The sequence below is a fragment of the Erwinia pyrifoliae DSM 12163 genome, from assembly GCF_000026985.1.
Classification (GTDB): domain Bacteria; phylum Pseudomonadota; class Gammaproteobacteria; order Enterobacterales; family Enterobacteriaceae; genus Erwinia; species Erwinia pyrifoliae.
On sequence record NC_017390.1, the window covers coordinates 3146101 to 3159922 of the forward strand.

Annotated in this window: 8 protein-coding genes; all 8 read right to left on the reverse strand. The window is 58.2% G+C overall.

What is annotated here, in order from left to right; genetic code table 11:
* Positions 1-96: 96 nt before the first annotated feature.
* The 8 genes from recD to EPYR_RS14435 all read right to left on the reverse strand — a co-directional run bounded on the left by recD (position 97) and on the right by EPYR_RS14435 (position 13725).
* The gene (gene recD / locus EPYR_RS14400; protein WP_012669101.1) at positions 97-1944 is read right to left on the reverse strand and encodes an exodeoxyribonuclease V subunit alpha; all 1848 of its coding nucleotides are present in this window, start codon (positions 1942-1944) and stop codon (positions 97-99) included.
* Complete coding sequence (gene recB, locus EPYR_RS14405) at positions 1941-5477, reverse strand: exodeoxyribonuclease V subunit beta (RefSeq protein WP_012669102.1); 3537 nt, start codon at positions 5475-5477, stop codon at positions 1941-1943. Before recB ends, recD begins: the two co-directional genes overlap by 4 nt.
* Complete coding sequence (ptrA, locus tag EPYR_RS14410; RefSeq protein ID WP_012669103.1) at positions 5474-8359, reverse strand: pitrilysin; 2886 nt, start codon at positions 8357-8359, stop codon at positions 5474-5476. The genes recB and ptrA overlap by 4 nt, the downstream gene beginning before the upstream one ends.
* A 181-nt stretch (positions 8360-8540) precedes the next feature.
* A complete protein-coding gene (gene recC / locus EPYR_RS14415) occupies positions 8541-11909 on the reverse strand; it encodes an exodeoxyribonuclease V subunit gamma (RefSeq protein ID WP_012669104.1) in 3369 nt (1122 codons plus the stop codon).
* Between the two features lie 71 nt (positions 11910-11980).
* Positions 11981-12313, reverse strand: coding sequence for a prepilin-type N-terminal cleavage/methylation domain-containing protein (locus EPYR_RS14420; RefSeq protein ID WP_012669105.1), 333 nt, complete (start codon positions 12311-12313; stop codon positions 11981-11983).
* Positions 12303-12716 carry a DUF2509 family protein gene (locus tag EPYR_RS14425; RefSeq protein ID WP_012669106.1) on the reverse strand — a complete coding sequence of 138 codons (414 nt, stop codon included), beginning with the start codon at positions 12714-12716 and terminating at the stop codon, positions 12303-12305. Before EPYR_RS14425 ends, EPYR_RS14420 begins: the two co-directional genes overlap by 11 nt.
* Positions 12716-13267: a prepilin peptidase-dependent protein gene (locus tag EPYR_RS14430; RefSeq protein ID WP_014539382.1), complete on the reverse strand. Its 552-nt coding sequence runs from the start codon at positions 13265-13267 to the stop codon at positions 12716-12718. The genes EPYR_RS14425 and EPYR_RS14430 overlap by 1 nt, the downstream gene beginning before the upstream one ends.
* Positions 13258-13725 (reverse strand): prepilin-type N-terminal cleavage/methylation domain-containing protein, encoded by a 468-nt coding sequence (locus EPYR_RS14435; RefSeq protein WP_012669108.1) that lies wholly within the window; start codon positions 13723-13725, stop codon positions 13258-13260. Before EPYR_RS14435 ends, EPYR_RS14430 begins: the two co-directional genes overlap by 10 nt.
* Between the last annotated feature and the right edge of the window lie 97 nt (positions 13726-13822).

Consider the following 13822-nt stretch of genomic DNA (forward strand, 5'->3'; position numbering starts at 1 on the left):
CCGCATTTTTTCCGTCTGCAGGGCGGTGCTGCCAGTTCAGCCACCCTTTTCAGTCCACGTTAAGCGAAAAGGCCTGCTCCCTGCTCCCGGCTCAGGCTAAAAAGCTGCCCTGTTATTCAACCGATCCACCAGCCCACTACGCCGCTGCGTGCGTATCTTCACCGCACTGTTGAACACCGAAAAGTCGGCATAAAGGGTTAACTGCTGTCTGGCGCGGGTCATGGCGGTATAAACCAGTTCACGGGTCAGTACCGGCATCATCTGGTTAGGTAAAACCAGCAGCGTGTGCTCAAACTCGGATCCCTGCGACTTGTGCACCGTCATGGCATAGGCCGTATCATGCGGCGGCAGGCGGCTGGGCTGCACCGCCTTGAGAGTGCCATCCGGTAACGGAAAATACACTTTCAGCTGCTGTTTTTCATCCGGCATCGCGATGCCGATATCACCGTTAAACAGGCCGAGCGCACGGTCATTGCGCGCAATCATCACCGGGCGACCAGCGTACCATTTGCCGTTAAGTGCGGTATTGCGGCGGATAAGCCCCGTCAGGCGCAGCGTCTGTTCAATACGGTCATTCAGCCCTGCAACACCAAACGGTCCTTCGCGCACAGCGCACAGCAGCTGGAAGCGGCCAAATGCGGCCAGGACTTCGCCTGGCGTGGCTCCTTCCTTCAGCAATTTCAGGTATTCACGGTACCCTGCAACACAGTCGTCCAGCAGCTGCTGATAGTCCTCGCTGCTGCTTAGCGTATGGTGGCGGATATCGCTTAAACCCTTGCTGAATAACTGCTCTGCCCTTTTTACCTCACCCGCATTAACCGCCAGCGCCAGCTGGCCGATGCCGGATGATTGCGTAAAACGATAGCTTTTACGCAGCAGGCAGATCGTATCGCGCACCGCAGAGGCGCTGGCATCTTCGCGCCCCGCCACCTCGCAGCCGGTAAGACGCGTCAGCTCTGCGGCACGCTGCGGGCTGTAGCCCTCTTCCGCACAACGGCAAATATCACCCAGCACCGCTCCGGCTTCGACTGAAGCCAGCTGATCGCGGTCACCGAGAAAGATAACCCGCGCATGAGCGGGCAAAGCGGCAATCAGGTTAGCCAGCATCGGGAGATCCACCATTGAGGCTTCATCGACGACCAGTACGTCAAGATGCAGTGGATTTCCGGCATGATAGCGCATGCGCTGACTGCCCGGCAGCGCCCCCAGCAGGCGATGCAGCGTCGTCGCCTCCAATGGGAAACTTCTCAGGATGCGATCGGCCAGCTGCAGCTGTAGCAGCGTTTTACCGAGCGATTCCGTCAGCCGCGCCGCCGCCTTGCCGGTCGGTGCCGCCAGTTCGATACGCGGTGGCGTGGGCGATAGTTCAATCAGGCTGGCAAGCAGCTTGGCCACGGTGGTGGTTTTGCCGGTTCCAGGCCCGCCGGAGATCACCGACACCTGGCGCGTCAGCGCTACCGCTGCGGCGATCTTTTGCCAGTCATCGGGCTGCTGGCCAAAATAACGCTCCAGCGTATCACGCACCCGCTTTTCTTCCAGATCCTGAGGATAATTCTGACGCTGAATAAACTGCGCAATTTCCCCCTCGCTTTGCCACATACGATGCAGATAAAGCCGCTGTTGATACACCACCAGCGGCGTGGCCTGCTGGCCGTCGCTGACCGCGCTTTGTGCCAGCAGCAGCGCCTGCCAGTCCTCCGGCGCGCCCGCAGCCTGCCACAGTGCCTGTGCCAGCTCCGGATGGCGCCCGGCAAAAAAAGAGGCAGGCCGCAGCTGTGCCAACGGCAGACAAACATGACCTTCCCCGGCGTCGCGGCTGACCAGCGCTGCCGCCAGCATCAGCGCGGGCTGCTGTTCAGTTGCCACCATGCAGGCAAACTGCACGTCCAGAGGACGTAGTAAGCGCTGGTGCTGTGCCAGCTGTAAGGCTTCTGCCAGCGTCATAGGTTACTCTCCGGGGGGCTGGCAAACAGTTGGTCAAGAGCGGTGACAAACTCCGGCTGCGGTCGGGTAAAGTAAATCCCGTTACTGCCAGCCGCACCGTCCAGACCACGCAGAAACAGATAGATAACGCCACCAAAGTGCTGCTGGTAGTCGTAAACAACCAGACGGTGACGCAGATAGCGGTGCAGCGCCAACGTGTAAAGCTGGTACTGCAAATCATAACGATGCGCCTGCATCGCCTGCGCCATCGCCTCCCGCGTATAGGCGCTGCTGTCTTCGCCCAGCCAGTTAGATTTATAGTCCAGCAGGTAATATTTACCCTGCCAGCAGAACACCAGATCGATAAAACCTTTCAACATGCCCTGAACCTGGTGAAAGTCGAGCGGTGGGCAGGGCTGCGACAGCGGGTCCTGACGTACCACCCTGTCCAGCGCCTCTGCCGTCAGCAGACGGGAGATCGGCAAATAAAACTGCAGCTCCGCCTTCCTTGCTTGTGCTGGCAGCTGGTAAAGGCTGACGCCCGTCTCATTAAGCGGGGTATGCAGGATGCGCTCAACCCAGTCGCGCATCACCGGCTGCCACTCATCCCCCAGCCCCTGGCTGCTGAGTTGCTGCGCCAGCCACTCTTCATCCAGCGGAGTGGTGAATTCCAGCGTTTCAAACAGCCCGTGAAGAAATGTTCCCGGCCCGGCACCGCGCGGGAAGGTATGCGGCGTCAGCTGCGGAACGGGTTCATTGCTGGCTTCCCCGGCCGCATCAACGTCGAGGCGCGGCAGCAATTCCAGCGCAATTGAATGGCCGTGCTGTTGCAGACCGGAATAACTGGTCACGCGCCAGTTATCACGCAGCGAGCGTGGCAGCGTCCGGCTGCTGAGGATTTGCGGCTCCGTTTGCTGCGCCTGCCACGGGGTGGCATCTGCCTCTGCTGGCCTCATTAACGCTATGGCATCACCGTTCAACGCCTGTAATGCCGCCAGCAGGCCGGAGGCATCGGCCGGTTCACCCTGCTGCACCAGATAGCCCAGCGCGCTGCAATGCAGGTCGCTGTTGCCCTCTTTCTTACGTGCGCCCTTAATCAGCGGCGCGATGCCAACGCTACAGTGAAATACCGAACGAGTCAGTGCGACGTAGAGCAATCGCAGATCTTCCGCCAGCCGCTCCTGCTCCGCCAGTTCGATACTTTCCTCGCTCTGCTGTAAATCAAGCAACGCGGTAAACGTCTGCCGGTCATGGTAAACGCCGTTATCCGCCTCGCGAAAGTTGGCGACAAACGGCAGCCACACCAGCGGATACTGCAAACCTTTGGATTTGTGGATAGTGACAATCTGTACCAAATGGCGATCGCTCTCCAGACGCAGCTGCTGAACGGATGACTGGCCATCCGGCTGCTCCACCTGCTGCGCCAGCCAGCGCACCAGCGCATGTTCGCTGTCGAGGGTGGCAGAGGCTTCCTGCAACAGTTCGCCCACATGCAGCAGATCGGTCAGCCGGCGTTCACCGTTATCGGAGGCCAGCAGGTTTTCGGCTATCTGGCGTTTCATCATCAGCTCACGCAGCATCGGCAGCACGCCGCGTTGCAGCCAGCGCTGGCGATAATCAACGAACTCATCCACCAGCGCATCCCATGCGCGTTCGTCCTGGCTGAGCGCATCAAGCGCCAGCGCATCGGTGCCAAACAGGCTGGTGGCCAGCGCGCTGCGCAGAACGCGCTCCTGCTCCGGAGCCAGCACCGCCTGTAACAGCCACAGCATTTCGCGCGCTTCCGGCGTGGTAAATACGCTGTCACGGTTGGAGAGGTAAACTGACGGAATGGCCAGAGCATATAACGCTTCGCGCACCACTGCGGCTTCACTGCGGCTGCGCACCAGCACGGTAATGTCCGAGGCCTGTACCGGACTCTGTTTCCCGGTATTTCCTATTAACGCCTCGCCCTGCTGACCCGCAGTGAGCCAGCGGCAGATTTCCGCCGCGCACTGACGCGCCATAAACTGTTGGTAATCACTAACCCCCACTCCATTACCGGGCTGTAGCCAGAACTGCAGAGCAGGCTGCACTTTACCCTGCACGCTAAAGTTCAGGCCGTGATTAGGCGCAGCCGGATTGACGTTAATAAAGGGTATTTCGTTGAAGAGGAACGGGTTTTTCTGGCGTAAAAACAGCTGATTGACCGCATTAACCATTGCCGGAGACGACCGCCAGTTAGTCTCCAGCGTATAGTGGGCGCTAACTTCAGAGCGCGCTTTCATATAGGTAAAGATATCCGCGCCGCGAAACGCGTAGATCGCCTGTTTCGGGTCGCCGATCAGTAGCAGTGCACTGTCAGCCTGCCGACGATACAGCGTGCGGAAAATACGATACTGCTGCGGGTCGGTGTCCTGGAATTCATCGATCAGCGCCACCGGATAACGTTGGCGGATAGCTGAAGCCAGCGCCTCACCACCCGGCTGCTGGAGGGCAAAATCGAAGCGTCCCAACAAATCGTCAAATCCCAGTTGGCCATGCAGTCGTTTCTCCTGCTGGGTGACAAAGCGAACCTGCTGCAGCGCGCGGGCAATCACCAGGTCACGGAGCGACAGCGGCTCGGCGAGAAAGGCGTCAATTTGATCGAACAGGGGGTGACGTGGCGGCTCACCTTTTTTCGTTTTCTCCAGCAGGATGCGCTGGCCGAAGCGCTCAAGGTCTTTTGGCAGCTGGTAGTCTTGCGTCTCTGCCTGCGCCCACAGGGAGATTTTCTCCAGCCAGTTTGGTAAGTGCTTACTATTGTAGCTGCGGCGATCAACGCCGGAAGCGTCAATCACCTGCTGTAAATTACCCGCCGCCAGCCACGCCTGTTTCAACATGCTGATGCGCGCAATGATTTTCTCATGGCGCTGCTCAAGGGTCTCATCGCTCTCCGGCGCCGATTTCAGCACTGGCGCTTCGCCGCCAAGCCACGGCGACAGGGTTTTCAGTAACTGCTCCGGCCCCGCCCACAGTTGGCGCACCACGCGTGCTACCGGCAGCGGCAGCGGATAACAGTAGCGACGCCAGAAATCGGCCGCCGCCCGGCGGCGCAGCGGCGTTTCATCTTCCAGCAGCTGCTGATCAAACAGCATACCGGACTCAAAGGCATTGAGATTCAGCATGCGCTGGCAAAAGCCGTGAATGGTAAAAATGCCGGCTTCGTCCATTTGATGCTCGGCCGCCAGCAGCACCGATGCCGCCTGGGGCAGATCGGCGATCTCCGCTATTAATGCCGCCAGCATCAGATTCGGGCTTTTACCACGAATGCAGGCGATGCGCAGCTCGTGGATATTGGCACGAATACGCCCGCGCAGCTCGGCGGTGGCAGCCTCGGTGAAGGTAACGACCAGAATTTCTTCTACCGACAGCGGGCGGCTGAAGGCCGCCGCCCCTCCCAGGCCGAGCAGCAGCCGCAGATAGAGCAGCCCGATGGTGAAGGTTTTTCCCGTCCCGGCCGAAGCTTCAATCAGCCGCTCGCCGTGCAGGGGAAGGCTCAGCGGCTCCAGCGTTTCAGCGGCTCGTTGGCTCATAGTGTATCCTGGCTCACCGGCAGCGACTGTTGCAGCGTGGAGAGATCCTTCCAGGTGGTCCAGCCCTTCTCTTGCGCATAATCGGCCTTGCCATCATGGCTGCCGGAGATCTGCGACAGCAGCGCCAGCCCGGTTGGGGCCATCACCGCCTGGTGGAAGAAATCGGCCAGTGATTCCGGCGTTAACTTCTGGATCTGCGCAATCACTTTTTCACGGGTATCAAAACGGTAGTTCTCACGATCAAAATCTTTGCTGAAGCGCGCCGCCTCTTCATCCAGCGTTTGCGGACGCTGCTTAAGCTCATTGATCATGGCCGCCTGGTACTGAGAAAACTCCTGTTTGCTCATGCCACTCAGTCGCTTTTCGGCCGTGGGGTAGAAAGCCTTGAAACGGCGTAGCAGATAGGCCGGCTGTTTATCGTTACTTTGCAGCAGGAAGCCAATGCCCCACTGGCGTCCGACCGGCATTTGGAAGGTAAAGACCGCATAGCCCAGCTGCTCCTGGGTACGCAGCTGATTGTAAAACCACGGCTGAATAATCTGGCTGAGCAGAGAACTACTGGCCAGGCTCTGGTTTTCGGAAAATCCAAGCGGGATATACACCGCAGCCAGCGCCGAGTCACTGCTGCTGCCCGGCTTTTGCAGGTTAGCCAGCACTCGCTTATCAAGCTTAACCTGCTGGCTGTGCCACCGTTCAGCGCCTACACAGTTCAGGCGCTCTTTTATACTGTTTGCCAGTTTACGCACCGCGTCGGGGGTCATATTACCCACCACCATCAGTTCCGGCGTTGACTGCTCCAGTAGCATTTTGCGGTAGTCCAGCAGCTGTTGCAAAGTGATCCCCGCTACCTGCTTACGCCGCTCGCTGCGTTCGGTGTACGGCAGCTCAGACAGCAGCTGTGCAGGCTGGAACGCAAGTTCAAACGCTTTGCCTTTTTCTGCCGCATCCAGCTGCTCCAGATACCAGGACTTAGCCTGTTCAAGCAGCTGTTCGCTTGGGGTAAAACTGGCATAGCCCGCCAGTAGCTGGCTCATCAGCTTCGGCAGGCGCTGGGTGAAGCCGCTGGCGCTGAAGGCCACACCGTCATCTTCACTGGTGGAGAAGCTGATACCGCCAACCGACGCCTGTGAACTCAGTTCGTCCAGCGCCACCCCGGCCAGATAATCGTTAAGTGCGAACATCACCTGATTCTGTGCCGTGCTTGTGGCAGCCGTGTTGCGCAGCACAAGGGCAATATTGGCCTTTGGTTCATCGGCGTGATACTGACTGGGCATATAGAAAACGCGCAGCCCGTTCTGATTGATCAATTCTTCAGGGCGAGAATAGGCTTTATCGGCCTTGATCAGGCTAAAATCATCCGGGATCAAAGGGTTGAGCAGCGGTAGCACCAGTTTTATTTTGTCGCTGGCAGTCTGCCAGTCTTTAAAGCGCTGCGCGCTGATGCGATCGACCTGGTAAGGCGCATCAACAAAGTAAGCGGTTTTATTGTGCGGCTCCTGCGGGCTGATAAACCAGATGCGCGCATTTTGCGGCGTCATGCCATCGAGACGCGCTTTAATTGCCTGTGGATCGTAGCGGTCAGCGATATACGGCGCCACCAGCGTATCGGCTACCGGCACGCGCAGCATGGTATCGACCAGCCATTCGATGTAGTCCATATCACGGGTTATCGAAGGATAGCGGAAATCAAGATCGAGAACATGTGACACTTCATCAAAATAGCGCTTATCAATGCCCTGACTGCGCAGCGTATCGAGGTAACTGAACACCGCAGCAATCACTTCATCGCGGTTTGCCTGGCCTTTGTCGGTCAGCGAAACGGAGATAGTGAACACCCCGGCGTTACGGTCAACCATCGGGTCTGCTCCGGCATTGATCGCGTCCGCCAGCCCCTGATTTTGTAACCAGTCAGAAAGGGTGTTTTTGCTGCGGTTACCGATCAGATAACCAATAAGCGTGTCGGTTTTGCTGCGGAACCGGTCGCTGTTGTTCTCAATACGAAATTCTATTTTTAGCTGTTTGCGCGGCTGGGCCGGCACATAGTGAATAATGATGCCTTTCTGCTGGTCGGTTACCACCGGAACAGTGATATCCGGTACGCTGGCGTGGCGGTTTTCCACGCGACCAAAAGTGCCTGCCGCGATGTTAGCCAGTTCGGGCAGCGGCTGATTACCGTAGATCACCGCCTTCATCAGATTCGCTGAATAATAGCGATGATAAAACGCCTTAAGCGCATCCTGCAGTTTACTGCCTGGCTTATCGCGCAGCGTTTCCAGATTTCCGCCGGAGAAGCGAGAGCTGGGGTGCAGGGGGTTAAGCGTTTCCGCATCGACCTGCGCCATGCGCATGCCATCACGCGAGCGCGCCATGGTAAGTTCAGCATTCACCGCATTACGTTCACGATCGGCATTGACCGGGTCGAGCAGCGGTTCAGCAATCGCATCGGCTAGCCGGTCTGCCGCCGGCTGCAGCGCGCTGTTTTCCACCTCAAGGTAGAAAGCGGTGCGATAAGATGCGGTACTGGCGTTATGACTGCCGCCACTTTTTTTCAGGAACTCTGCCAGATTATCCGGCTGCGGGTAGCGCTTTGATCCCATCAATAGCATATGTTCTAAATAATGCGCCAGGCCGGGCTGGTCGGTGGGGTTTTCCAGCGATCCAACGGGTAGCGCCAGCGCCGCCAGCGATTTTGTCGCGCGCACATCTGACACCAGCAGAACCGTCATGCCATTATCAAGCTTAATCGACTGGTACTGACGCGGGTCTTTTTCACTTTTGCGAATGGTTTCGGTGAGTGGACGCCAACCTGCCTGAGCCTGTGTCAGAGGGCTGAACAACGTGACGGAAACAAAACAAGCTAACCAGACTGCATAACGACGCATTGATACTCCTCAACCAAACGGGTAACCATCTGACTTCCTGCCAGATGAATATCGGCTTAAACCTTCCATCATGCGCCCGATGACGCACGCTAACTTCATCCACCATTCAATAAAAACACGACAGGATCTTACGCGCAATGTCTGTTGACCTGACAGGTGCCTTCATCCCCAAGGCGGCAGCTTAGTCAGGCTGATGGTGCAGCAAAAGCGGTAACAGCCAGCGCTCTGCCTGAGCGATCATCTCCTGCACGCTGTCATCATCCAGCCGACGCAGCAACCGTTGCAGGTAAGGATCGCTCCCTTCGCCCTCAACCTGATAATTTCCCTGCCAGCACTGCAATAACTTTCCGCGTGCCTGTTTCTGCGTGGCCTCATCATGCTGCAAAACGCCAGTCTTTTGATCAAAGCACGCTTTCAGCCAAGCACCGCCGGAAGCGGTCAGTAACAGGGGCGCACGCATCCCCTGGCGGTAACCACCAATATAGTGAACCAGCTGCTGCTGCGCGGCATCGGCAGCCAGCGGCGGGAAACGCCACACGCTCTTTTCACGCCCCAGCATCAGGCTGCTGCCGCTGCCGCCCATGGCGCAGTACACCAAATGTTCCAGCCATAGCGCCAGGCCATCTTTAACATTCAGCTTGCCCGGACGCCAGCGCAGCAGCCCGTTGTCCTGTACCTGTGCCAGCCAGCCGCTAAGCGTTACTCCACCCAACGTTAACGAGATTTCCCAGTTTTCCGCCGCCGCACGCTGCTCACGCACCTGCGCGGCCAGTTCGCTCATTTCTGCTTCCTGTTCCTGCCAGAACAGTTCACCGAATGCGCCGTATGGCAGTACCCCGGCAGCGCGCTGGCGGGTATACAGCTTGTCACCTTCGTTTCCGTCGATCAGGCTGTTAAGCAGCAGGCTGTTAACCTGGTAGCGGCTCAGGCCATCAAGGGAAAACGGTTCCGCATCCGGCAACCCGGTCTCTTCCAGCTGGAAGCTGACGCCAAGCCGCAGGCTGAAAAAAGCCCGAACCGGATGGCGCCAGAAACGAACCAGCTTGTCAAAACCGATGACCGTTTCGCTCTCTTCCGGCAACGCCCGCATAAATGGCGGATGGGCCGTTCCCTGTCCGCTGGCAGCGGGCAGCCACTCGGCGGCAAAGCTGCGAAATTCTGCCTGTGGGCTAAAATTCTCCGCCGCGAATGGCATACGACTGTGCAGATGATGCAAATGTTTCACTACCGCTTCAGCGCTGCTGTCAACATCCCTGGCGCTGTCTTCAGCCAGGCAAAAGCTCTGGCTAATGTATTCCACCAGTTCACTGACCAGCACCGACGGGTAACGTTCAGTATTATCCTGTATCGAGCGGGCAATATAGCTGATATACAGCTGCTGCTGCGCCGAGTTAAGTGCTTCAAGGAACAGATAGCGGTCATCGTCGCGACGGCTGCGATCGCCCTTTTGCAATTGCTGACTCATTAAGTCAAAGCCCAGCGGCGGCAAGGTACGCGGATAGACTCCGTCGTTCATGCCCAGCAGGCACACCACTTTGAACGGGATTGAGCGCATTGGCATCAGGGTACAGAAATTGACCGGGCCGGCGAGGAATCGCTGGCTGATACGCTGCTGGTCAAGGCGCGATGAAAGCTCATCGCGCAGCAAGGTGAGCGGCACCGCCTGTCGATACCCGGCCTGCACGCCGTAGTTAATCGCCTGCTGCCACTGCTCTTCAATCAGCGCCAGCGCGGCATCTGTTTCTGCATCACTGTTAAAAAAGTCATCCAGCATCCGGCGACACAGCGGTAACCAGCTATCCAACTCACGCGGTTCACTTAGCCACTGCTGCCAGCGGTTAAGCTGCATCAGCAGTTCAGCCAGATTTCCCGCCAGTTCGGCAATCAAACCGCTGGACTCGTCAAAGGGCAGGATCCCTTGCCAGTCGCCCGCTTCGCTGTTCATGGCATAGCCCAGCAGCATGCGCGTCAGGCCAAAATGCCAGGTGTGCTGGCCGGTTGCGGGCAGATCCAGCTCGCGCACGCTATCATCGTCCAGCCCCCAGCGCACACCCGACTCCGCTACCCAGTGGCGCAGCAGGCTGAGTCCCTCTTCGTCTATGGCGAAACGGCTGGCGACGGCGGGCACTTCCAGCAGGGCAAGCACCTCCTCGGCGGTAAAGCGGCTGTCCGGCAGGCTGAGCAGGGAAATAAAGGCCTGAAGCGCCGGATGCGCCTGGCTGGCACGGCGGTCAGAAATGGCAAACGGCACGGCGCGATCGGCTGGCGCATTGCCAAACACCGCCTGAATAAACGGCGTGTAGGCATCGATATCGGCGACCATCACAATGATATCCCGTGCGGTCAGCTTCGGGTCGTCGGCCATCATCGCCAGCAGCCTGTCCTGCAATACTTCAACCTCACGCTGCGGGCTGTGGCACAGGTGAATCTCTACCGATCGGTCATCTGCGTTCAGCACGCGCTTGCTGCGGCTGTTCTCCCATTCACTTTCTAGCAGGCCAATCACCGCATGATCTTCCAGCTCCAGCAGGTCGCGCTTAAGCGTTTGCAGCAGATTGATAGGTTCAATATCAACAAAGGCGAACACTTCGTCCGGCTCCATATCCGCCAGCAGATAGAGATTGTCGCGCCCCAGCTTCCCCCAGAAAGCCAGCAGCGGGTTACTTAGCTGCTGCTCGCCAGCGTCATTAAACAGCGAGGAAGCGTTGTCGGCATCGCGAAACTGCGGGATCGGGCGGTTATCCTGGTAATGGCGGCGATGGCGGCTTTGCAGCTTCGCGAGGAAAGCATAGTCCTGAATATCAGCCCAGTAGTGACGGCAGGGGTTGGTAAACAGCAGGTAGATTTCAATGTGCTTTCCCAGCGCCTGTAGCGCCTGCAGGTAAACCGGCGGCAGCGCCGAAATACCACAAATAAATACCCGGTCGGGCAGATTTGGCGGGCGCGTGCTGCTGTTTTCCAGCCGGGAGATGAAACGCCGATAAAGATTGGCGCGGTGCCATTCCGGCTGTCCCAGACGCCGGGTGTATTCCACCAGCGCCGCCCACAGCGGGGCCTGCCATATCTGAGCATCCCCCAGCCCCTCTGTCAGCTGGCCCTTTTCCCAGCCGTTTAGCCACTGTGGACGATAGACCAGATACTGGTCAAACAGATCCGCCACGCGCGATGCCAGCTGGAAAAGCTTACGCTTGTCGTCGTCGTCACTCAGATAGTGCCGCAGCATGGTAAAGGCTTCCCCCGGCAGCATACCGGGCAGGATCGCCATCAGCTTCCAGCTCATACTGGACTTGTTAAATGCGCTCTCCTTAGGGATTTCAGGCAGTACGCGTACAAACATGTCCCAGATAAAGCTGGCGGGCAGCGGGAAGTCGATATTGGCAGCAATCTTAAACTCTTCGGCCAGCGACATTTGCAGCCACTGCGCCATGCCGGGGCTTTGCACCAGTACCACCTCAGAACGCAGCGGATCGCGCAACGGCTGGTTTTCTATCTGCCAGCAGGCCAACATTTTCAGCACGTCCAGCTGATTCGAATGGTAAACATGAAACATACGGCGCTGCCCCTTAATGATGTCGCGGAGGGTACTGTAACCCGTTCCGCACGGCTTGAAAACGCCGCAGGCTATCTGCGGCCATGCTGGCAGTTCAGTTGAGTCAGCGCAGCTTGCCGTCCTGCAGGGCTGGTCACCTGGGCACTGAGCAACCGGCAACCCACCGGGCCGCTGCGCGAGCTGAGCTGGCTGTGCCAGCCCATGCTCTCATTAATCTGTACATTACCCTGCAGGCGTTGAAAAGCCTGGCGCCAGGCTTCACGCTGCTGCCACTGCTGTTGAAACCCCAGCCCCAGCACCTGCTGATATTTCATCAACGCGGTAAAACTGACGCTAAATAGCAGCAGGGCAAACAACGTTTCTGGCAGACTGAACCCACGCTGATTTTTCTGGTTATTCCACATCGCATCCTCCCTTTTTTGCCAGCGGGCAGTAGTCCAGCCAGCCGTGTGGTCGGGGCTGCAGTTCGCCTGAACGGGATTTTTTCATCCAGTGATACAGTACCAGGGTCTGCGGCCCGCTATCGGCGCGCAGCAGCATCCGCGCAAAGTGCAGACAGGCACGCCAGCGGTACTCTCCCTGCTGCTGGCACTGCCAGCCGTCGGCTGCTTTCCAGGAGAGACGCTGCCCCCAGGCCAGCGCCGAGGTTGCGGCGGTAAATTGTTGCAGGTAAATCCGTTCATCGCCGACCAGGCTGCCTGCATCACTGAGCTGTCGCCGCGTGGCGTTAAGCATAAGCGTTCCCATTAGCAGAAGGATGACCACCATGATTAACGTACCGCTGCCGCGCTGGGAATCCAGGCGCATTACAGGTTCTCCGCCATCAGCCAGTGCTCGACGGTTAGCGAGACGTCAGGCCAGGCTTTCGCAAATCCGCTGAGCGTCACCTTCATCAGCCGGTGACGCATTTCCAGTTGAAAAGCACTTATAGTGATGAACCGGGGTTCGTTCAGCCGTTCCCAGCCGCCGCCTTCACAGCTGTCCACTCCGCGCTGCATCTCAAGACTTTTAGCGCGCAGCCGGTAGCCGTAAAAATCACTGTCTTTATGCCCCGTTCCTTCCCACTGACCGTTGCTGTTTTCATCCCAGCGCACCAGCAGACAGCTGCCATCAGCGCGGCCGATGCGCAACCCCTTTCCCTGGCATGTGCCGTTACAGTAACCGGCACGCCGCACGGCTTTTTCCAGGCTCCGCATCATATGTTGCAATTCCTCGTGCAGCTGTGCCTGCATCATTAAACGCAGATTTTGCGTCTGTATCAGCGGCAGCGTGCGCGCAACGCCGAGCAACAGCACGCTACCAATCGCCATAGCAATCAAGATTTCCAGCAGCGTAAAGCCCTGTGTTTTCATCGGCATTGCTCCTCCGACTGTGCGCAGATGCGCACCCGGCCACGAGCCGAGAGGATCACGCGCCGTTCACCAGCGGGACTACTGATAACGATTCTGCCAGCGTGAGCCACGCTGTTTTTGCCATAAAACCCTGTTCCCGCAGTGATTTCCTGCACGCGTATTCCAGGGTACGGTGCCGGCAGAGCATGTCGCATTCCGGCGCGACAGCGTGCTGGCACACTGCCTGCCCCCAGACACCAGCGCGCACCGGGTTTAAGCCACAGCAACCGCACGGCGTTATGCCAGTTGGCATCGCTGCGTATTCGCTGCAGCAGGTGCCGGATCTGCTGCGCGCAGTCATCCAGCTGCTGCCGCTGCTGCCAGTCGTGCCAGCCTCGCCAGCCCCCTAAACTGAGCAGACAGGCGATGGCGATCGCCACCAGCATTTCCAGCAGCGTAAAACCGGAGACATTCCTTATTTTCATACCGGCCAGTGTGCGCTTTTCTCCTGCTGTTGCCAGCACCAACAGATCGGGATGCGAGCTTCCTTCCAGGATAATTGTGATGTTGCATGAACACTCA